This is a genomic window from Alcanivorax sp. DP30, assembly GCF_009882945.1.
In the GTDB taxonomy this organism is placed as follows: domain Bacteria; phylum Pseudomonadota; class Gammaproteobacteria; order Pseudomonadales; family Alcanivoracaceae; genus Alcanivorax.
In genome coordinates this window covers 22,236-42,729 of record NZ_WTUY01000001.1, presented here as the reverse complement: position 1 = coordinate 42,729, position 20,494 = coordinate 22,236, and the positions used below count along the sequence as shown (strand labels likewise).

Below are 20,494 nucleotides of genomic sequence, written 5' to 3'. Positions count from 1 at the left end.
CCCCGAGAACCGTTTGCCCACCATTGATGAACAACATGGAGACCTGACCGGGAGTGGATGGTCTGGCGCGCCTTGCCTGCCGCGGCAGGCAAGGCGCGATCTATCCAAGACGATGCTGGCAAAGGTGTAATGCTCCCGTCGGCGAAGCCGCATAAAAAAACGCGCCACCAGGGCGCGTTTTTTATTGGCCGAAGACCCCACGGATTACTGTTCTGCTTCAGCCTCCGCAGCTTCAGCCTCTTCCTCTCCGGCAACATGATCAGCTTCATAGGCATCGCGAAATGCCTGATCCACCGGCTTGCGGCCATCAAAGACATTCTCCACCTGGGCCGGCAGCGGATACTTCACCACCTGCTCCAGCTCACCGTCACGGTTCACCGCAAACTGCAGGGCAGTAATACCCATATACTTCTCACGACTCATTTCCACCAGACGATCGTTGTCGGCAAGAATGGTCGGACGGAGAAATACCATCAGGTTACTTTTCTGTCGGGACGTGGATGTGGAACGGAACAGGAACCCAAGCAGGGGGATATCTCCCAGCAGCGGCACCTTGCGCACTACCTTGCGGATGTCATCCTTGATCAGGCCACCCAGGGCAATGGTCTCGCCATCGTCCGCCAGCACCGTACTTTGCAGCTTGCGAGTGGTGGTAACAATATCCACAGCTTCACCGGACGACTCCTTGACTGCGGAATTTTCCTGCTCCAGCTCAAGGCGAATGGTGGACAGCCCCGCCACGTGCGGCGTCACCTTGAGCGTCAAACCCACATCCTCACGCTGGATGGTAGTGAACGGGTTGGAAACCCCCGACCCCGTACTGGTGCTTTGCCCTGTTACGAACGGCACGTTCTCCCCCACAATGATGGAGGCTTCTTCATTATCCAGTGTCAGAATACTTGGTGTAGAGAGCAGGTTTACATCCGTGGAGGAAGCCAGCGCCTGCATCAATGCCCCCCACTTCAGATCACCGTTGGAATCCGTTTCGCCCAGCCCCACGGCCACCCCGTCGCCCAGGGAAAGTCCGGTGGGATCATCCGTGGCCAGAGCCTGCAGGATGGAATTCACGCTCAGGCCGGCATTATTGAAATTCACCGCGCCCACACCAGATTCATCGCTGCCGCCCACATACTGGAAGCCCAGGGACTTGGCATTTTCACCGGTGACTTCCACGATGGCAGCCTCAATCAGGATTTGCGCACGACGCACATCCAGCTGACTGATGATCGACTGCAGCTCTTTCATCATGCCCGGCTCGGCCCGAATGACCAGCGCATTCAGGGACTCATCAGCCTGGATTGAAACCTTGCCGGATGAAGCAGAGGAAGACGTCACCGCCGCTTTGCCATCACTGCCCGATTTGGCAGCAGACGCACCATCCGCAAAATTCTTGAGGATGTCCGCCAGGGTTTTTGCATCACCGTGAGTCAAGCGAACCACCTGAACGCCACTACTGGCACTGTCCGGAGTATCCAGACTCCGCACCATGCGCGCCATACGCTCTCGGGTAATTCGGTCGCCCTTGATAATCAGACGATTGGTGCGCTCATCGGCCACCACCGTCACCGCCCCTTCTTTCGCCTTGCTGCGCCGGGAAGCAGTCTGCGGCGTCAGGGTTTCCAGCATCTTCACCATGTCGCCAGCAAACGCATGCTCCAGCTTGATAACCTGCACATCCTCGGATTCCGCGTTATCCAGGCTGGAAATAATCGCCTCCATCCGGCGGATATTGTCCAGGTGGTCACTGATGATCAACGCATTGGCAGAACCGACCGCCGCCAGATGACCATACTGAGGCACCAGCGGGCGCAACACCGGCACCAATTCCTCTACCGGGGAGTTCTCCACGGGAATAACCCGGGTAACCAGTTCCTCGCCGCCAAGCTGTCCCTTGCCCACCAGCGGCAGATTACTTTGCTTGGCGGTGGTGTTAGGCACGATCTTGATAATGTCGCCCGCAGGCACTGCAGCATAACCATGCACCTGCAGCACAGACAGGAACAGCTCGTAAACCTCATCGGCAGACAACGCCTTGGTGGACACCACCGTCACATCCCGGGCCCGGACGCGGGGATCGACCACAAAATTCTTGCCTGTCATGTCCGCGATCTGGCTGATAAACGCCTGAATGTCCGCATTGCGGATATTCACCGTCCAGCTCTTGCCATCGTCACTGGCCTCAACCTGGGCCTGGGCTGACAGTACAAACACTGACAAACAGGCCGCCAACAGGGTTTTAAGCACGGATGCTCTGATAATGGACATTATTAACACCATCTAGGGCGGATAATTCACGGTAAATTGCTGGTCGCCACGCTGAACCACAATACTGGCCTGCTGGGTCTGCTTATAGGACTCCAGCGCAGCGATATCGCCTTCTTCGGTTCCCAGGCCGTGGCCGTTTACGGACAAAATTACATCGTCGGCCTCAAGGCCAACCTGACTCAATAGCTGCTTGGGTGCCCGCTTGCCCAGCTTGTACCCCTGGTTACTGCCTTGCGCCACCGGGCGCAGGGCCAGTTGGCTGATGATCGTTCGGCGCTGGCGCTCCATATCATCGGGACCGCCTTCCTGCTGTTGCACCACCTGATCACGGGCACGGGACGGCGCCGGCTGTGCCACTTCGCTGACCCCGCCCAGCGCGGTTTCCGACCAGCGCAGGGTCTCAAGACGTCCGGCCCGGCGCAGGATCACCCTGTCCGGATAGACCTCTTCCAGACTGGCATTACCGGGAATGCTGTCCCCCACATGGAACAATGCCCCTTCCTTGCCTTTCTCGGCAATGATGGCAGTAGAGAGTTCAGGAACCGGGCTTTGGAATACCCCCAGCAACTCAAGCCGCAGGCGGGTCTCGGGAGCATCCGTGGGGGCATCATCTTTGGCGGAGGCGACCGCCTGGTATTCTCCGAACAATTGCCAGCTGTCCACCTGATGCTGGGAAAGACTGCTACTCTGGCTACCACCGGAGACTTGCAGGCGAGTTCGCTCGGATTCGGGAATCGGTTGGTTGGGGCCGTACATCAAAAGCCAGACGGTTTCCGCCAACAGCCAGGCCAGCGCAACAACCAGTACCGCGGCGATCATCCCGCGAACCGGCTTGCCCCACTTCCCGATTTCTGACAACTGCGACTTCACTGTCCCGCTCTTCCTTATCATTATTTCTATATCGTTGGCGCGGTTTAAACATGCCCCGACCCAAAAGGATACAGGAGCATAAAGCAATTTATTGCTCTGTCGTGTTACTAATCACAGGCTTTTCTTTACTTGGCTCGGCCACCGATCAAGGTGAAAGGCTGCGACATCTGGAACACCACATCATCAGCGTTTCCACCCTTGCTGACTCCCAACAGTTGCGGCCAGGCGCGCATCACTGCCAGATTAAAACGCCCTTCTTCCAGACGGGCGTTCAACAGCAGAGTGTTGTCAGGGTCGGTCACCACCAGGGTCGGCACGCCAGAGTCCATGCTGACCTTGCCCTGCAACACCGGCACGGTGGCGGAGCCATTATTGCCCCAGGTCACCGTCCCTCCACTGTACTGCAGCGTGGCTCGAGCCTCTTCAATCTGCCCATCAGACACTGCCAGAGCCATGACGGTCGCATCCACTCGGCCATCCGCATTACCCTGGGGAATTCGCTCGGCTATCAGTGCCACCGGCAAGGCCAGACGCAGCTGCTCCACAGACCAGTCGTGCTGGCCGGAGCCGCCCAGCCAGCCCTTGATACGAGCCTCATCGCCACGGGTGGTCCGTGCCGCGAGGTTCAAACCCGGCGTCAGGCCATGCCAATCCAGCTGCCAGTCCAGCACACCCTGGTGCTGTTGCCAGCGCCAGTTGACCTGGGCATTCCACCAAGGCCCCCGTGGCGACTCCAGCACCAGCGGTGCACCACCGGGGCGCAGGGCCGGCACCCGCTCAATAAGCACCGCCGCCGGCATCAGAATCACCAGAAACACCGTCAGACTGACAACGAACAACAGTGCCAGTATCCACTTGCGAGGCATCAGGCCGCCTTAGAACGGAATGTCGTCGTCAAAATCGTCCGCGGGACCACTGAAACTTCCGCCTTGATTCGGGTTGGATTGCGGAGCATTACCACCGCCACCGAAGTTATCGTTGTTGCCGTAACCGCCGGCATTACCCTGACCACCCTGGTTGCCTTGATTGCCCTGGGGAGCGAAGCCGCCACCGCCCTGACCGCCGCCTTCACCACGGCCATCCAGCATCTGCATGTCGTTGGCCACGATTTCCGTGGTGTAACGGTCCTGGCCATCCTGTCCCTGCCACTTGCGGGTACGGATCGAGCCTTCGATGAAGACCTTGGAGCCTTTCTTGAGGTATTCGCCGGCAATTTCGCCAAGCTTGTTGAAGAACACCACCCGGTGCCATTCCGTGCGTTCCTGCATCTGGCCGCTCTGCTTATCCTTCCAGGATTCACTGGTGGCCAGACGAATATTGGTTACCGCACCACCACTGGGCATGAAACGTGTTTCCGGATCCGCACCCAGATTGCCAATCAGAATTACCTTGTTAACGCCGCGCGCCATTGTTTCTCTCCGTGACTCTTATGGTCAGTATTCAGGGGGCCTGGCCGGCAGCCCCCCAGCTTCATTGTCGAAGCAGGGCTCAGTCCGCCATTGTGTCAGCTTTGACCTACGACGGCGAGTCCCTGCAACTGGCTCTCATCCAGAGCGCCTGTATCAATTTTGAGCAGCACCATGGCCTGCTCTTCCACAACCACCACCTCTTCCACACCAGGCACGCGATGTAATTGGCGACTCAGTACCTGCCAGTCCTGACCGGGCTGCAACTGGAGCACCCGGTTTTCCAGCCTCGGCAATTCCTTCAGGCCGGACAATACCAGCAACCAGATTATCGCCAGGGCCAAACAGCCAAGAAACACAGCCTGCGGGCCAAACCACTGATACAGGGCCCCGCCCAACTGGCCACCCACAAACACCCCCATAAACTGGGAGCTGGAATATACCCCCATGGCAGTACCGCGAGTGCCCGCTGGCGCCGCCCGCCCTACCAGCGAAGGCAGCAGCGCCTCCAGCAGATTGAACGCAGCAAAGAACACCAGCAAGGCAAGCACATAGTGCCATAGCTCAGCCCCTGCCAGGGCCAGCAGCAGCTGTGAGATGCCCAGCAATACAATGGCCAGCCTTTTAACGGGCACAGCGCCACGACGTTCCGCCCGGATCACCAGCGGCACCATGGCCACAAACCCGGCGACCAGAACCCCCAGGTACAGCAGGCTGTGGCTCTGCAGGCTCATGCCGAGCCGCTCGGAAAGCAGCGCCGGCACCACCACAAAGGACGCAGTCATGATCACATGAAGTGTGAAAATGCCTACATCAAACCGCAGCAATGTCTTGTTCCGCAATACGCGTCGGAAGCGCTCACCTGCAGGCAATAGCTCACCCTGATGACTCTTCGGCGCCGGCACCACGAAGGCCACCAGCAAGGCCAGCCCCCCCAGCAGGGAGGTAGCCCAGAACAAGCCCGACAGGCCCAACCAGGCCGCCAGCAAAGGCCCCAGAATCAGGGCAAGGATAAAGGACCCACCCACTGACATACCGATCAACGCCATGGCCCGGGTCCGGTTCTTCTCACTGACCACATCACCAATCAGCGCCATGATCACACTGGCGATGGCACCGGCGCCCTGCAGCGCACGGCCAGCGATAACCCCGTAAATATGGTCACTCATGGCCGCCACAACGCCACCTGCGATGAACAACACAAGCCCGATCAACAACAGCGGGCGGCGCCCGAAGCGATCGGACATCATGCCAAAAGGAATCTGCAACATGGCCTGCATCAGGCCGTAGGCACCAATGGCGGTGCCAATCAGCAGTGGTGAGGCGCCTTCCAGCTCTTTTCCGTACACCGCAAAGATCGGCAGAATCATGAACAAGCCGAACATTCGCAGGGCGAAGATGGTAGCCATGTAACCGGTGGTTTTCAGCTCGGTACGCTGCAGCGCATTGGAAGATGGGGCTGTCATTGAAACCTGAAAACTCCTGCCGGTCCGGCCTTCTGGCCATTCGCTACTGTCTGGGGGGCGTGCAGTGTAGCAGATTCCCGTTCCGACAGAACATCATCCCACCCTGCCAGGCATCCGCCCCCAGCGGCTATCCGGTCACAATCACGGGAATAAAATTCGTAAACTTCGTGAAAAGGCTGCCCCAGTAAATTGAACCCCCGTCAAAGCGGTGATAGATTCACATGCTGATAAGTTTTTTTTCTTAGGCTAATGCCTAGGGTGGTTTGCAGTTATGCCATGCCGACTTCAGTCATTCTGAACCAGCCATATGCAACGCGGCAGACACCCAAGCAGTCATGGACAGGACAATGAATACCCAACAACAAAGCCAGCAGGTCTATGTAGTCGGCGGCCAACAGCTGCAAAATGCACTGCTCACCGAGTTCCTGGTAAAGGAAGAGGTTGCCACGCACTCTATCCCCTTCGTGCATGACATCACGGTGGAGACCCTGCGCACCAAAGACCAGAACCTGTTTCTGGTGGATTACCACAGCGTGGACGTGAATGAAGTGATTGCTCACCTGCTGGAAGCCGACCAGGAAGTGGAAAACGATGTCCTGATTGCCGTCTTCAACGTGGATGATGAGGAATCCCTGTCAAAACTGGCCGGCCTGCCCATGGTAAATGGCGGCTTCCAGTTCGACTGCCCCCAGGCAATGCTGAGCAAAGGCATCAAGGCCATCTTTGACGGCGAGCTGTGGTTCCCCCGCGCGGTACTGCAAACCTACCTGATGAAGAGCCGCACCTTTAACAAAACCTTCTCCCGCAGCGAGGTCAACCTCACCGACCGGGAAGTGGAAGTGCTCAAAGTCATGGCCACCGGCGCCAAGAACTCCGAAATCGCCAGCAGCCTCAACCTGAGCCCGCACACCATCAAGACCCACATCTACAACATCTTCAAGAAGATCAACGCCTCCAACCGTCTGCAGGCAGTGAACTGGGCCCAGGAAAACCTTTAAGACCTTTCCACCGCAGAGGCCGCAGAGAGAACCGAACAGCACCCGGCTCTCCCTGGGGCCGTATGTGATCTCTGTGGTCAATCACCTTTCTTTTCCCCTTCACAGTATTTCCCCTATACTGCCCTGTTCATTTTGACAGTACTCAGGGGCAGTAGATGGATACCATTCTGGTTCGCGGGGCACGCACCCATAACCTGAAGAACGTGGACCTGGATATTCCCCGGGACAAGCTGGTGGTGATTACCGGCCTGTCCGGCTCGGGGAAATCCTCACTGGCATTCGACACCCTCTATGCCGAAGGGCAGCGCCGTTATGTGGAGTCCCTCTCCACCTATGCCCGCCAGTTTCTTTCGATGATGGAAAAGCCCGATGTGGATCACATCGAGGGGCTCAGCCCGGCCATTTCTATCGAGCAGAAGTCTACCAGCCACAATCCTCGCTCCACCGTGGGCACCATCACCGAGATCTACGATTACCTGCGCCTGCTGTTCGCCCGCGTTGGCGAACCCCGCTGCCCAGAGCATGACACCCCGCTGGCAGCACAGACCATCAGCCAGATGGTGGACCAGGTGCTGGCCATGGAAGAAGGCAGCAAGCTGATGCTGCTTGCCCCGGTGATTCGCGAGAAGAAAGGCGAGCACCTGCACCTGTTCGAAGAATTGCGCGCCCAGGGCTTTATCCGCGTTCGGGTGGATGGCCGCATCTACGACATGGACGACACCCCAGATCTGGAAAAGAACAAGAAGCACACCATCGAAGTGGTGGTCGATCGCTTCAAGGTCCGTGACGACATGCAAAACCGTCTTGCGGAATCCTTCGAAACCGCGCTCAATCTGGCCGACGACATCGCCATCATTGCCCCCATGGAGAGTGCAGAGAGCGACAGTGAGGAAATCACCTTCTCCGCCAAGTTTGCCTGCTCCCACTGTGGCTACTCCATTCCTGAACTGGAACCGCGGCTGTTCTCCTTCAACAATCCGGCCGGCGCCTGCCCCAGCTGTGACGGCCTCGGCATGAAACAGTTCTTCGACGAAGACAAGGTCATCAATTCCGAGGAGCTGTCACTGTCCGAAGGCGCCATCCGCGGATGGGATCGCCGCAACGTCTACTATTTCCAGATGCTCAACTCGCTGTCACAGAGCATTGGTTTCGACATGGACCTGCCCTTTCAGGAACTGGACAAGGCCACCCGCAAGAAGATCCTTTACGGCACCGGCAAGGAAAGCATCGAGTTCCGCTACCTCAACGATCGTGGCGACATCATCAAGCGCAACCATCCGTTTGAGGGCATCATTCCCAATATGGAGCGCCGCTACCGGGAGACCGAATCCGACGCGGTGCGTGAAGACCTGCTCAACTATATGTCCACCTCCAGCTGCCCCAGCTGTAATGGCTCCCGCTTGCGCGAGGCCGCCCGACATGTATTTATCGAACAAACCACCCTGCCGGATGTGGTGCGCCTGGCCGTTGGCAAGGCCCACAACTATTTCAGTGAACTCAATCTGCCGGGTAGCAAGGGCGAGATTGCCGACAAGATTCTCAAGGAAATTCGCGATCGCCTCCAGTTCCTGGTCAACGTGGGCCTCGAATACCTGACCCTGGAACGGAGCGCAGAAACCCTGTCCGGCGGAGAAGCCCAGCGCATTCGCCTGGCGAGCCAGATCGGCGCAGGCCTCGTGGGCGTCATGTATGTACTGGACGAACCCTCCATCGGCCTCCATCAGCGCGACAACGAACGCCTGCTCAACACCCTGACCCGCCTGCGCGATCTCGGCAACACCGTACTGGTGGTGGAACACGACGAGGATGCCATTCGCCTTGCCGACCATGTCATCGATATCGGCCCTGGCGCCGGCGTCCATGGTGGCACCGTGGTGGCCCAAGGCAGCGCCCAGCAGGTTGCGGACAACCCGGACTCGCTCACCGGCGACTACCTTTCCGGCCGAAAGCAGATCGCCGTGCCGAACAAGCGCCGCCAGAACAAGGACGACAAGTGGCTCACCCTGCTCGGGGCCAGCGGCAACAATCTCAAAGGACACCCTCTCAATCTGCCCGTCGGACTGCTGACCTGTATCACCGGGGTGTCAGGTTCCGGTAAATCCACCCTGATCAACAGCACGCTTTATCCATTGGCAGCCACCAAACTGAACAAGGCAACCACCCTCAAGGCAGGCCCTCACGAAGCTATTGAGGGTCTCGAGCATTTCGACAAGGTCGTGGATATCGACCAAAGCCCCATTGGCCGAACCCCGCGCTCCAACCCGGCCACCTACACCGGCATCTTCACCCCGGTTCGTGAACTGTTCGCCGGGACCCAGGAAGCCCGTGCTCGCGGGTACAAACCAGGACGCTTCAGCTTTAACGTCAAGGGCGGGCGCTGCGAGGCCTGTCAGGGCGACGGTGTCATCAAGGTCGAGATGCACTTCTTGCCGGATATCTACGTGCCCTGTGAAGTCTGTGAAGGCAAACGCTATAACCGGGAAACCCTGGAGATCACCTACAAGGGCAAGAACATCTTCGAGGTGCTGGACCTGACCATTGAAGCCGGCCGTGAATTCTTCGATGCCGTACCTGCACTCGCCCGCAAGTTGCAGACCCTGATCGACGTGGGCCTCAGTTACATCAAGCTCGGCCAGGCCGCCACCACCCTGTCCGGCGGTGAAGCCCAACGGGTCAAGCTGGCCAAGGAACTGTCACGCCGCGACACCGGCAACACGCTCTATATTCTCGACGAACCGACTACCGGCTTGCACTTTCACGATATCCAGCTGCTACTGGACGTGCTCAACCGACTGGCTGACCATGGCAACACCGTGGCTGTCATCGAGCACAACCTGGACGTCATCAAGACGGCCGATTGGGTTGTGGACCTGGGCCCGGAAGGCGGCGATGGCGGCGGCGAGATTATCGCCGAAGGCACACCCGAAGAAGTCGCCAAAGTGAAGGGCAGCCATACCGGGCGGTTCCTGAAAACGATGCTGAAGTGACAGCGTGCAAGGCATCGCCAGATGGCAAGATTCATCAAGGTGCGGCCTTCGTTCGTGACAACCATCGCCTGGTGGTACGAAGCCCAGGCCACAGGTTTGCAGATATGGCAACTCTCTGGCCAGGGCGCTCCGCATCTATCCAGGCTCGTCACAACAGATACCAACAACGCTACGCTGCTGGATTTTCGGGTGCGTCAGGCTGGCGTTACCGGATTGGCTGACCACAACCGCCTTCTATGCAAACAGCATGAAACCCTGCGACACGCCTCACAATAACGCAGCCCCGCACCATCGTGGCCACGGGTACTTTTTTGGGGCGCCCAGACGGGGTTTCCAGCCCTGCTCAGAGTGGCACGAATTCTGCTTTATATTCTGTTAATCGCAAGGCACAGACCCAGTCTGAGGAGTATGTGATGAGCAGCACTACCGATCACCGTTGGTTAATGCAGTACAACATTGTCAATCTGGTTAATCAGTGCAGGCGACTGATTCGTGCGGAATTTGATGCCAACCTCTCTCTCACCGATCCCGAGCTGCGACACAGACTGGCCCATTACGCTGGCCGAACCCGCTCACAGGGAATGCAGCGTCTTTACGGAGAAATACGTCTGGCGTTGATAGAACTTGAAGGCCCGGATGAACTGGTCACGCCCCCGGCCCCTTTGCCGGTCCGTTTCTATCGTGGGCAGGCAGTGGACAACCATGAACAACAAGGTCCAGACAGCAGCGCCAGCAAACACCTGAAAAAAACAGGCAAGACCTTGATGTACAGGGGACGCGTAGTGGCGCAAAACTAGCAGAAAGACAGCTGATCTTTAGACGCGACTGGAATTATTGGCTTCAGGCCGAGTACTGGAACATGCTCAAATCCAGCGGCTGACTTTCCCCTAGCCACATAACCAGTTCGGTATGGTCGCGCAAGTCATCGCCACTGAGGCCATGAATGAAGATGGTCAGTCCGTTGCGGCTAGCCATCAGCCAGGGGATCACCTCTCCCGCCAGCCTGCGGGGTACCGTTAGCTGGCAACTCCAGCTGGGATGCGGGCCGACCGGCTTTCTGTGCATCTGCCCCATGGGCAGATCGAAGTTGAGGTGCGCAGACTGGCACAATGCCGCCGCCTGGCTGAATGTATTCTCATCGAAGTAGACGTGTGCGTGGAATCCCTTTATTGCCATAACTCTCGCCTGTAGCCGCTCCAGACAGCCTCCACAGCTCAAGGCTGGCAACCCGCGACGGCCGCCAGGAAAGAGGCACAAAACCACGCCGGAGGCCTTGAGGGGCTGTTACCCAGCATAGTACAGAGTCAAGGCTGTGCAACAGGCATAAAAAAACCGGGCGTTAAGCCCGGTTTTTTTGGTCACTGCAACAAATCGCTTATTCAGCGTCTGCTTCGGCAACCTCTGGACGGTCTACCAGCTCGACATAGGCCATCGGTGCATTATCACCGGCACGGAAGCCCATCTTGAGGATACGCACGTAGCCACCAGGACGGCTCTTGTAGCGCGGGCCCAGTTCGTTGAACAGCTTGCCAACCACTTCCTTGGAACGGGTGCGGCTGAAAGCCAGACGACGGTTGGCTACGGAATCTTCCTTGGCCAGGGTGATCAGCGGCTCAGCCACACGACGCAGCTCTTTAGCCTTGGGCAGAGTAGTCTTGATCGCCCCGTGCTCCAGCAGAGACACGGCCATGTTACGGAACATCGCCTGACGATGAGAGCTGTTCCGATTCAGTTTTCTGCCGCTTTTGCGATGACGCATGATTCTGTTCCTATGTTCAGGGGCGCTTCACAGCGTCCACAACAACTAACTTAGCGCAATTTGGTGTTCAGCCGGTCGTCGTCACGAAGGCTGACCGGCGGCCAGTTCTCGAGACGCATACCCAGCGACAAGCCCTTGGAGGCCAGCACGTCCTTGATCTCGGTGAGAGACTTCTTACCCAGATTCGGGGTCTTCAGCAACTCAACCTCGGTACGCTGTACCAAATCGCCGATGTAGTAGATGTTTTCCGCCTTCAAACAGTTGGCAGAACGAACGGTCAGTTCAAGGTCATCTACCGGGCGCAGCAGGATCGGATCGATCTCTTCACGCTCTTGCTTCGGCTCAGGCTTGGCGTCCTGTTCCAGATCCACAAAGACGGCGATCTGCTGCTGCAGAATAGTGGCAGCACGACGAATCGCTTCTTCCGGATCAATGGTTCCGTCTGTTTCCAGATCGATAACCAGCTTGTCCAGGTCGGTGCGCTGCTCAACACGTGCAGCTTCAACCACGTAGGCTACGCGACGAACCGGGCTGTAGCTGGCATCCAGCTGCAGGCGGCCAATGCCACGAGTCTCGTCTTCATCAGTCTGACGGGAATCAGCGGCTTCGTAGCCACGACCCTTCTGCACTTTCAGCTTCACACGCAGTTCGGTGTCGCCGGTAATGGTGCAGATCAGGTGATCAGGGTTGACGATCTCAACACTGTGATCACGCTGAATGTCATCCGCAGTCACTGCCCCGGGGCCTTTCTTGACCAGCTCCAGAGTAGCTTCTTCACGGTCTTCCATCTTCAGGGCAACGCCCTTGAGGTTCAGCAGGATGTTGATCACATCTTCCTGAACACCCTCAATGGAGGAGTATTCGTGTTGTACGCCCTCGATCTCCACTTCGGTGATCGCGCAGCCGGGCATGCTGGAGATCAGGATGCGACGCAGCGCAGTCCCCAGGGTGTGGCCAAAACCACGCTCCAGCGGTTCCAGAACCACTTTGGCGTGGGTCTGGTTGATCGCGTTGACCGCGATCGAGCGGGGCGTGAGAAAGTCGTTCACGGCGGTCATAGAGATCCCTCAGGCAGTCCTTACTTGGAGTACAGCTCGACGATCAGGTTTTCGTTGATCTCGGCAGGCAGGTCGATACGCTCTGGCTTGGACTTGAAAGTCCCTTCCAGCTTCTTCTCGTCCACCTCGATCCACGGCACGAAACCACGCTGCTGAGCCAGTTCCATGGCGTTCTTGACGCGCAACTGGTTCTTGGACTTCTCGCGAACGTTGATCACGTCACCCGGCTTCACCTGGTAAGAGGCCACGTTAACAGACTGACCGTTAACCAGGATGGCACGGTGGCTAACCAGCTGACGCGCTTCAGAGCGAGTAGAGCCGAAGCCCATGCGGTAAACCACGTTATCCAGACGACCTTCCAGAAGTTGCAGCAGGACTTCGCCGGTTGCACCTTTAGAGGAAGCTGCCTTCTTGTAGTAGCTACGGAACTGCTTTTCCAGTACACCGTAGGTACGACGAACTTTCTGCTTCTCGCGCAGCTGAACACCGTAGTCGGACAGACGTGCCGGACGACGGCCACCTGCAGCCTGACCAGGAGCCTGCTCAGCCTTACACTTGGAATCGAGCGGACGAATACCACTCTTCAGGTACAAATCAGTGCCTTCACGACGGGAAAGCTTGCACTTGGGACCGATGTATCTTGCCATCTTGCTCTAACTCCCGTTACACGCGACGCTTTTTAGGCGGACGGCAACCGTTGTGCGGAATCGGCGTAACGTCCTCAATATGGGTAATCTTGTAGCCACAACCATTCAGGGCACGAATGGAAGATTCACGACCCGGGCCAGGGCCCTTGACGCGCACTTCAAGATTCTTAAGACCGTAGTCCTTGGCAGCATTACCCGCGTTTTCAGCAGCCACCTGGGCAGCAAACGGGGTGCTCTTACGGGAACCACGGAAACCAGCGCCACCAGAAGTCGCCCAGGACAGTGCGTTGCCCTGACGATCAGTAATGGTGATGATGGTGTTGTTGAAGGAAGCGTGCACGTGAGCGATGCCGTCCGCTACGCTGCGCGTTACCTTCTTGCGACGTGCGCCACTATCTTTCTTTGACTTAGCCATAATGCCTATCCAAATCCAGCCGCTGACGTTTCAGCTTACTTGCGAATCGGTTTACGCGGACCTTTACGAGTCCGTGCATTGGTTTTGGTGCGCTGACCGCGAAGCGGCAGGCCGCGACGATGGCGAATACCACGGTAACAACCGAGGTCCATCAGACGCTTGATGTTCATGTTGATTTCCCGGCGCAGGTCACCCTCGGTAGAGAACTTGGCAACTTCGCCACGAATGACGTCAAGCTGCTCACCGCTCAGGTCACGAACCTTAGCGGTTTCCTCAATACCGGCCGCGGCACAGATCTGCTGTGCACGGGTACGACCGACCCCGAAGATGTAGGTGAGAGAAATCACCGTGTGCTTATTTTCCGGGATGTTAACGCCTGCAATACGGGCCATCCGAATATCTCCGATTCACAAAACGGGTGCGCCAGGCTCTATGGCGCCGAAAGGCGGCAGAGTCTAGCGCTACGCCGACTGAATTTCAACCAAACACTTAAAAGAAGACTGAACCTTAACCCTGGCGCTGCTTGTGCCGGGGTTCGGCACTGCAGATCACCATGACGCGACCCTTACGACGGATCACTTTGCAGTTACGGCAGATCTTCTTCACAGAAGCCTGAACTTTCATCGCACTCGCCTCGTTCGTTAACGCACCAGTCCGGTGCCGCCATACCCTTTCAGGTTGGCTTTCTTCATCAACTTCTCGTACTGGGTGGACGTCAGGTGCGAATTTACCTGCGACCAGAAGTCCATGACTACCACCACAACGATCAGCAGAGAGGTGCCGCCCAAATAGAAGGGCACGTTGGCAACAGCTTGCAGACCCAGTGGCAACAGACACACCAGCGTCATGTATACCGCGCCGATCAGGGTCAGACGGCCCATCACGGTGTCGATATAGCGAGCGGACTGCTCGCCCGGGCGGATACCCGGAATATAGGCGCCGGACTTCTTCAGGTTGTCAGCGACATCCTTCGGATTGAACACCAGCGCTGTATAAAAGTAGCAAAAGAACACGATTGACAGGGTAAACAGCAGTACATACAGCGGCGTACCCGGCAACAAGGCATCACTCACGCTACGCAATGACTGGCCCCACCAGGAATCCGGGTTGGAATCACTGAACCACTGGGTCAGCGAAGCCGGAAACAACAGAATAGAGCTGGCAAAGATAGCCGGAATAACACCTGCCATGTTCACTTTCAGCGGCAGATGACTCTGCTGCGCTGCGTACACACGACGACCTTGTTGGCGACGTGCATAGTTCACCGTAATCCGGCGTTGTCCGCGTTCCACAAACACCACACCGAAGATAACGGCCAGTGCTACCAGGAACACGAACAGCATCATGATCAGACTCAAATCACCGGTACGGGCGGACTCGAAAGTCTGGGCCACAGCACCGGGCAAGCCTGCCACGATGGAAGCAAAGATCAGCATGGAAATACCATTGCCAATACCTCGCTCGGTAATCTGCTCACCCAGCCACATCAGGAATACGGTACCAGTCAGAAGGCTCGTTACTGCCACGAAGTAGAAGCTGGCCACCTGCATGGTGGTCGCCACTTCCGGCAGCAGGGTAATACCCTGGCTCTTCAGACCTGCGCAAACGCCGAAGGACTGAATGGCACCCAATACAACGGTCAAATACCGGGTGTACTGAGTGATTTTGCGGCGCCCCTGTTCACCTTCCTTACGAAGCTGCTCCAGGGTCGGTACTACTGCCGTCATCAACTGAATGACGATACTGGCAGTAATGTAGGGCATAATGCCCAGCGCAAAAATACTCATGCGCTCCAGGGATCCCCCGGAGAACATGTTGAACAGGCCAAGAATGGTGTCCCGGTTATTGTTGAACATCTGTTGCAACGCATCCGGGTTCATGCCCGGGACCGGGATATGTGCCCCGATCCGGAACACCACCAGGGCGCCCAACAGAAAACCGATTCGCCGCCACAGCTCACGCGTTGCGTTGCTGTCTACTTTCGGCGCGCCACCATTCAATGTCTGAGCGCGATTCTTCGCCATAAAGCGTCGCCTTATTCTTCGACTTTACCGCCGGCCTTCTCAACCGCTTCGCGGGCACCTTTGGTGATAGCCACACCACGGATAGTCACAGCGCGATCAATGCCGCCCTGCAGAACAATCTTGGCGCGCTTCATATCACGACGAACCACGTTGGCTGCCTTCAGGGAAGCCAGATCGATCACGTCGCCTTCTACCTTGGCCAGTTCAGCCAGGCGAACTTCAGCAGTACCCATTGCCAGCTTGGACGTGAAGCCGAATTTCGGCACACGACGCTGCAGCGGCATCTGACCACCTTCGAAGCCGGGCTTCACCGTACCGCCGGAGCGGGACTTTTGACCCTTGTGACCACGACCACCAGTCTTGCCCAGGCCGGAACCGATACCACGACCAACACGCTTGGCGCTCGGGCGGGAACCTTCGGCAGGATGCAGATCATTCAGACGCATCACTTATTCTCCCTCTACCTGTACCATGTACGCGACCTTGTTGATCATGCCGCGTACAGACGGGGTATCTTCAACTTCAACGGTATGACCGATGCGGCGCAGACCGAGACCGCGCACACAGGCCTTATGCTTTTCCAGCCGGCCGTTGGTGCTCTTAACCAGCTTTACCTTGATCTTTTCAGCCATCGTAACGATTCCGTTATCTGCGCTTAGTTCAGAATGTCTTCGACAGACTTGCCACGCTTGGCGGCCACAGACTCCGGAGACGCCATGGTCTTCAGGCCGTTAAAGGTCGCCCGAACCACGTTTACCGGGTTGGTGGAGCCATAACACTTGGCCAGTACATTCTGAACGCCTGCGACTTCCAGTACGGCGCGCATCGCACCGCCGGCAATCACACCGGTACCTTCATCGGCCGGCTGCATGTACACCTTGGAGGCGCCGTGACGGGCCTTCATCGGGTGCTGGATGGTGGTGCCGTTTAGCTCCACCTGAATCATGTTGCGGCGAGCAGCTTCCAGGGCTTTCTGGATAGCGGCCGGCACTTCACGCGCCTTGCCACGACCAAAGCCAACCTTGCCCTTGCCGTCACCCACTACAGTCAGCGCGGTAAAACCGAAGATACGGCCGCCTTTAACTACTTTAGCAACCCGGTTTACCTGAACCAGCTTTTCCTGCAGACCTTCGTTGGGATCAACTTTCGACATAACCAAGCACCCTTAGAATTCAAGCCCGTTTTCACGCGCTGCGTCAGCCAGCGCCTTTACGCGACCGTGATATTTAAAACCGGAACGGTCAAAGGCAACGCGCTCAACGCCCGCTTCTTTGGCACGCTGAGCGATCAGCTGGCCCACTTTGGCCGCTGCGTCAGTGTTACCGGTAGCTTCAGCACGCAGATCCTTCTCTACAGTGCTAGCGGAAGCCAGTACCTGGCCACCATTCGCAGAGATTACCTGCGCATAGATATGACGCGGAGTACGATTTACGCAGAGACGAACTTCGCCCAGTTCACGGATCTTCAGGCGAGTACGTTTTGCCCTGCGCAGACGTGCAACTTTTTTGTCTTTCATGGCATTAATCTCGACGATTATTTCTTCTTGGCTTCCTTACGGCGCACTTGCTCATCAGCATAGCGCACCCCTTTACCCTTGTAGGGCTCAGGCGGACGGAAGGCCCGAACATTGGCTGCAACCTGACCTACCAGCTGCTTGTCAATGCCCTTGATAACGATCTCTGTCTGGCTCGGAGTTTCGGCAGTAATCCCCTCAGGCAGCTCGTAAGCAACCGGGTGGGAGAAACCGAGAGTCAGGTTAAGAACCTTACCCTGAGCCTGCGCACGATAACCTACACCGAGGAGCTGAAGCTTGCGCTCAAAACCTTCGGCAACACCGGTTACCATGTTGTTCAACAGAGCACGCGTGGTACCGGCCAGGGCCCATGCCTTTTGAGACTCTTCGTGGGGCTTCACGGAAACCACACCGTCTTCAACAGACACTGCAACCAGCTCGTGTACTTCGTGCTCCAGGCTGCCTTTGCCACCCTTCAGGGCAACTTTCTGGCCGTCGACCTTGATCTCGACGCCCTTCGGCAGATTTACCGGACTTTTTGCTACTCTAGACATGCTGCACCTAACCCGTCTACGCCGCTTCTGTTAGGACACTTCGCAGATCAGCTCGCCACCAACATTGGCTTTGCGTGCTGCGCGGTCAGAAATAATGCCCTGGTTGGTGGATACGATCATCACGCCGAGGCCGCCCTTAACCTTAGGGATCTCGCCAGCGCTCTTGTAAACACGCAGACCAGGACGGCTAACACGAGCGATCTTGTCGATCACCGGATTACCTTCGAAATACTTCAAATCAACCGTCATTACCGGTTTCTTGTCTTCGCTGACTTTGTATCCAGCGATGTAGCCCTCATCCAGAAGTACTTTGGCAACAGCTTCCTTTGCCTTGGAGGCAGGAATCTCGACCTGTACTTTCTTGGCCATTTGGGCGTTACGGATACGGGTAAACATATCCGCCAGGGTATCTTGCATGCTCATGCCGCAATCGCTCCGCTACTCATGCCTGTTTCTTGGCTTACCAGCTGGCTTTAACCAGACCGGGGACATCACCGCGCATAGCTGCTTCACGCAGCATGATCCGGCTCAGGCCGAACTTGCGGTAGTAACCGTGCGGACGACCGGTGAGGCGGCAGCGGTTACGCTGACGCACCGGCGAGGAATCGCGCGGCATCTTTTGCAGCTGAAGCTGGGCATCCCACTTCGCTTCAGGTTCTGCATTGGGATCCTGGATGATCGCCTTAAGCGCTGCACGCTTGGCGGCAAAACGCTTAACCAGTTTGGCGCGTTTTGCTTCCCGGTTTTTCATGGATTCTTTAGCCATGACAAATCCTCTTAGCCCTTCAGCGGGAAGTTGAAGGCGCGCAGCAGCGCCCGTGCCTGATCATCGGTCTTGGCATCAGTGGTGATGGTGATATCCAGACCACGAAGCTTGTCGACCTTGTCAAAATCGATTTCCGGGAACACGATCTGCTCACGAAGACCCATGGAATAGTTACCACGGCCATCGAAGGATTTCGCATTCAAACCACGGAAGTCACGAATACGCGGGATCGCGATGGAAACCAGGCGCTCCAGGAATTCGTACATGCGATCGTTGCGCAGGGTTACCTTGCAGCCGATCGGCCAACCTTCACGGATTTTGAAGCCGGCAACAGACTTGCGAGCCTTGGTTACCAGGGGCTTCTGACCGGAAATGGCAGTCATGTCGGCAAGAGCACCGTCCATCGCCTTACGGTCGGCTGAAGCTTCACCAACACCCATATTCAGGGTGATCTTGGTGATCTTCGGCACTTCCATGATGTTATCGAGACCCAGCTCTTCTTTCAGCTTGGGTACGATTTCGTCTTTATAAATCTTTTTCAGATCACTCATGGGTCACCTAAACCTACAGCGTTTCGCCGTTGGACTTGAAGAAACGGACTTTCTTGTCGTCTTCAAACCGGAAGCCCACACGATCCGCTTTCTGCGTCTTGGGGTTCCAGATGGCAACGTTAGAAGCATGCAGAGCCGCTTCCTGTTCTACGATGCCGCCTTGAGTACCACGGTTAGGGTTGGCTTTAACATGCTTTTTCACCATGTTAACGCCGCCAACGATAACGCGACCATTGTCCAGAACCTGCTGAACGGTGCCACGCTTACCTTTGTCCTTGCCCGCAATTACGATGACTTCGTCATCACGCTTGATCTTAAGCATTACCTTCACCCGCCTTTATAGAACTTCAGGTGCCAGGGAGATGATCTTCATAAACTGCTCGGTACGCAGCTCGCGCGTTACCGGGCCGAAGATCCGGGTACCGATCGGTGCTTTGTTGTTGTTCAACAACACCGCGGCATTTTCGTCGAAACGAATCAAAGAACCATCGGGGCGACGCACACCTTTACGGGTACGTACAACCACGGCGGTCATTACATCACCTTTCTTAACACGGCCGCGCGGAATCGCTTCCTTGACTGTGACCTTGATGATGTCACCAATGCCTGCATAGCGGCGGTGTGAACCACCCAGCACTTTGATGCACTGTACTCGACGGGCGCCGCTGTTATCGGCAACTTCGAGCATGCTTTCGGTCTGAATCATCGCTAAATCTCTCCAACTCTGCCTCTACAGGCAGCCACAGCAACGGTCCGTTAAGCCTTGTTGGCTTGTTCGACTACATTTACCAATGTCCAGGTCTTACGCTTGGACATCGGACGGCATTCCTCGATGGTTACCAGGTCACCTTCGTTACACTGGTTTTGCTCATCGTGCGCCATCAGCTTGCTGGAACGCTTGATGATCTTGCCGTAAATCGGGTGCTGAACCCGGCGCTCAACCAACACAGTGATAGTTTTCTCACCCTTGTTGGAGATCACCTTGCCGGTAGCGGTCCGGCGCATTTTTGCCTCTGCCATGACTAGTTACCCTGCTTCTGTTTCAGAATGGTCTTAACACGCGCAATGTCACGGCGAACCATCCCAAGCTCGTGGGTTTTGGAAAGCTGACCGGAAGCGGACTTCATACGCAGCTTGAACTGTTGCTCAAGCAGGTTGATTTGCTCCTGCTGCAGCTCTTCAACACTTTTATCTCTCAGCTCGCTCGCTTTCATG

29 protein-coding genes are annotated in these 20,494 nt (G+C 56.8%); 4 read left to right on the top strand and 25 right to left on the bottom strand.

From position 1 onward, the window contains the following. Positions 1–204: 204 nt before the first annotated feature. From gspD to GQF00_RS00240, 5 genes are all read right to left on the bottom strand, one after another. Entirely contained in the window at positions 205–2,265 is a 2,061-nt protein-coding gene (gene gspD, locus GQF00_RS00260; protein WP_161316894.1) for a type II secretion system secretin GspD, read from the bottom strand. Positions 2,266–2,277: 12 nt separating this feature from the next. Beyond that, complete coding sequence (locus GQF00_RS00255) at positions 2,278–3,135, bottom strand: type II secretion system protein N (protein ID WP_370519433.1); 858 nt, start codon at positions 3,133–3,135, stop codon at positions 2,278–2,280. Positions 3,136–3,260: 125 nt separating this feature from the next. After that, positions 3,261–4,001 carry a type II secretion system protein N gene (gspN, locus tag GQF00_RS00250; protein ID WP_161316890.1) on the bottom strand — a complete coding sequence of 247 codons (741 nt, stop codon included), beginning with the start codon at positions 3,999–4,001 and terminating at the stop codon, positions 3,261–3,263. Positions 4,002–4,010: 9 nt separating this feature from the next. Further along, positions 4,011–4,544 (bottom strand): single-stranded DNA-binding protein, encoded by a 534-nt coding sequence (gene ssb / locus GQF00_RS00245; protein ID WP_161316888.1) that lies wholly within the window; start codon positions 4,542–4,544, stop codon positions 4,011–4,013. Positions 4,545–4,639: 95 nt separating this feature from the next. Then, positions 4,640–6,007 carry an MFS transporter gene (locus GQF00_RS00240; RefSeq protein ID WP_161316886.1) on the bottom strand — a complete coding sequence of 456 codons (1,368 nt, stop codon included), beginning with the start codon at positions 6,005–6,007 and terminating at the stop codon, positions 4,640–4,642. Positions 6,008–6,354: 347 nt separating this feature from the next. Between GQF00_RS00240 and GQF00_RS00235 the strand changes: the two genes are divergently transcribed. From GQF00_RS00235 to GQF00_RS00220, 4 genes are all read left to right on the top strand, one after another. Next, positions 6,355–7,005 carry a response regulator transcription factor gene (locus tag GQF00_RS00235; RefSeq protein WP_161316884.1) on the top strand — a complete coding sequence of 217 codons (651 nt, stop codon included), beginning with the start codon at positions 6,355–6,357 and terminating at the stop codon, positions 7,003–7,005. A 155-nt stretch (positions 7,006–7,160) separates the two neighbouring features. Continuing rightward, entirely contained in the window at positions 7,161–9,992 is a 2,832-nt protein-coding gene (gene uvrA, locus GQF00_RS00230; RefSeq protein WP_161316882.1) for an excinuclease ABC subunit UvrA, read from the top strand. A 21-nt stretch (positions 9,993–10,013) separates the two neighbouring features. Further along, entirely contained in the window at positions 10,014–10,268 is a 255-nt protein-coding gene (locus tag GQF00_RS00225) for a hypothetical protein (protein ID WP_161316880.1), read from the top strand. Between the two features lie 137 nt (positions 10,269–10,405). Beyond that, on the top strand, positions 10,406–10,789 hold the full coding sequence (locus tag GQF00_RS00220) for a hypothetical protein (RefSeq protein ID WP_161316878.1): 384 nt from the start codon (positions 10,406–10,408) through the stop codon (positions 10,787–10,789). A 43-nt stretch (positions 10,790–10,832) separates the two neighbouring features. Here GQF00_RS00220 and GQF00_RS00215 read toward each other — a convergent pair whose 3' ends face one another. The 20 genes from GQF00_RS00215 to rpmC all read right to left on the bottom strand — a co-directional run bounded on the left by GQF00_RS00215 (position 10,833) and on the right by rpmC (position 20,493). Beyond that, complete coding sequence (locus GQF00_RS00215) at positions 10,833–11,168, bottom strand: DOPA 4,5-dioxygenase family protein (RefSeq protein WP_161316876.1); 336 nt, start codon at positions 11,166–11,168, stop codon at positions 10,833–10,835. A gap of 199 nt (positions 11,169–11,367) precedes the next feature. After that, complete coding sequence (gene rplQ, locus GQF00_RS00210; protein ID WP_161316874.1) at positions 11,368–11,751, bottom strand: 50S ribosomal protein L17; 384 nt, start codon at positions 11,749–11,751, stop codon at positions 11,368–11,370. 50 nt (positions 11,752–11,801) lie between these two features. Further along, positions 11,802–12,809: a DNA-directed RNA polymerase subunit alpha gene (gene rpoA / locus GQF00_RS00205; RefSeq protein WP_153502337.1), complete on the bottom strand. Its 1,008-nt coding sequence runs from the start codon at positions 12,807–12,809 to the stop codon at positions 11,802–11,804. A gap of 20 nt (positions 12,810–12,829) precedes the next feature. Next, complete coding sequence (gene rpsD / locus GQF00_RS00200; protein WP_161316872.1) at positions 12,830–13,456, bottom strand: 30S ribosomal protein S4; 627 nt, start codon at positions 13,454–13,456, stop codon at positions 12,830–12,832. A 16-nt stretch (positions 13,457–13,472) separates the two neighbouring features. Next, a complete protein-coding gene (rpsK, locus tag GQF00_RS00195) occupies positions 13,473–13,871 on the bottom strand; it encodes a 30S ribosomal protein S11 (RefSeq protein WP_161316869.1) in 399 nt (132 codons plus the stop codon). A 35-nt stretch (positions 13,872–13,906) separates the two neighbouring features. After that, positions 13,907–14,263: a 30S ribosomal protein S13 gene (rpsM, locus tag GQF00_RS00190; protein WP_161316867.1), complete on the bottom strand. Its 357-nt coding sequence runs from the start codon at positions 14,261–14,263 to the stop codon at positions 13,907–13,909. A 115-nt stretch (positions 14,264–14,378) separates the two neighbouring features. Further along, on the bottom strand, positions 14,379–14,495 hold the full coding sequence (rpmJ, locus tag GQF00_RS00185) for a 50S ribosomal protein L36 (protein ID WP_008928865.1): 117 nt from the start codon (positions 14,493–14,495) through the stop codon (positions 14,379–14,381). A 17-nt stretch (positions 14,496–14,512) separates the two neighbouring features. Next, entirely contained in the window at positions 14,513–15,895 is a 1,383-nt protein-coding gene (gene secY / locus GQF00_RS00180) for a preprotein translocase subunit SecY (RefSeq protein WP_161316865.1), read from the bottom strand. Between the two features lie 11 nt (positions 15,896–15,906). Then, complete coding sequence (gene rplO, locus GQF00_RS00175; RefSeq protein WP_161316862.1) at positions 15,907–16,341, bottom strand: 50S ribosomal protein L15; 435 nt, start codon at positions 16,339–16,341, stop codon at positions 15,907–15,909. 3 nt (positions 16,342–16,344) lie between these two features. Next, the gene (gene rpmD / locus GQF00_RS00170) at positions 16,345–16,527 is read right to left on the bottom strand and encodes a 50S ribosomal protein L30 (protein WP_153502334.1); all 183 of its coding nucleotides are present in this window, start codon (positions 16,525–16,527) and stop codon (positions 16,345–16,347) included. Positions 16,528–16,550: 23 nt separating this feature from the next. Beyond that, positions 16,551–17,048 carry a 30S ribosomal protein S5 gene (rpsE, locus tag GQF00_RS00165; protein ID WP_161316860.1) on the bottom strand — a complete coding sequence of 166 codons (498 nt, stop codon included), beginning with the start codon at positions 17,046–17,048 and terminating at the stop codon, positions 16,551–16,553. A gap of 12 nt (positions 17,049–17,060) precedes the next feature. Next, entirely contained in the window at positions 17,061–17,411 is a 351-nt protein-coding gene (rplR, locus tag GQF00_RS00160; protein WP_035234276.1) for a 50S ribosomal protein L18, read from the bottom strand. Positions 17,412–17,428: 17 nt separating this feature from the next. Further along, positions 17,429–17,962: a 50S ribosomal protein L6 gene (gene rplF / locus GQF00_RS00155; protein WP_161316858.1), complete on the bottom strand. Its 534-nt coding sequence runs from the start codon at positions 17,960–17,962 to the stop codon at positions 17,429–17,431. Positions 17,963–17,992: 30 nt separating this feature from the next. Beyond that, positions 17,993–18,385, bottom strand: coding sequence for a 30S ribosomal protein S8 (rpsH, locus tag GQF00_RS00150; protein WP_161316856.1), 393 nt, complete (start codon positions 18,383–18,385; stop codon positions 17,993–17,995). A 37-nt stretch (positions 18,386–18,422) separates the two neighbouring features. After that, complete coding sequence (gene rpsN / locus GQF00_RS00145; protein WP_161316854.1) at positions 18,423–18,728, bottom strand: 30S ribosomal protein S14; 306 nt, start codon at positions 18,726–18,728, stop codon at positions 18,423–18,425. An 11-nt stretch (positions 18,729–18,739) separates the two neighbouring features. Beyond that, positions 18,740–19,279: a 50S ribosomal protein L5 gene (gene rplE, locus GQF00_RS00140; RefSeq protein WP_161316852.1), complete on the bottom strand. Its 540-nt coding sequence runs from the start codon at positions 19,277–19,279 to the stop codon at positions 18,740–18,742. A 13-nt stretch (positions 19,280–19,292) separates the two neighbouring features. Then, positions 19,293–19,601, bottom strand: coding sequence for a 50S ribosomal protein L24 (gene rplX / locus GQF00_RS00135; RefSeq protein WP_161316851.1), 309 nt, complete (start codon positions 19,599–19,601; stop codon positions 19,293–19,295). 15 nt (positions 19,602–19,616) lie between these two features. Next, positions 19,617–19,985 (bottom strand): 50S ribosomal protein L14, encoded by a 369-nt coding sequence (rplN, locus tag GQF00_RS00130; RefSeq protein ID WP_022986486.1) that lies wholly within the window; start codon positions 19,983–19,985, stop codon positions 19,617–19,619. 50 nt (positions 19,986–20,035) lie between these two features. Then, the gene (gene rpsQ / locus GQF00_RS00125; protein WP_161316849.1) at positions 20,036–20,299 is read right to left on the bottom strand and encodes a 30S ribosomal protein S17; all 264 of its coding nucleotides are present in this window, start codon (positions 20,297–20,299) and stop codon (positions 20,036–20,038) included. A 2-nt stretch (positions 20,300–20,301) separates the two neighbouring features. Then, positions 20,302–20,493 carry a 50S ribosomal protein L29 gene (rpmC, locus tag GQF00_RS00120; protein WP_161316847.1) on the bottom strand — a complete coding sequence of 64 codons (192 nt, stop codon included), beginning with the start codon at positions 20,491–20,493 and terminating at the stop codon, positions 20,302–20,304. Position 20,494: the final 1 nt, after the last annotated feature.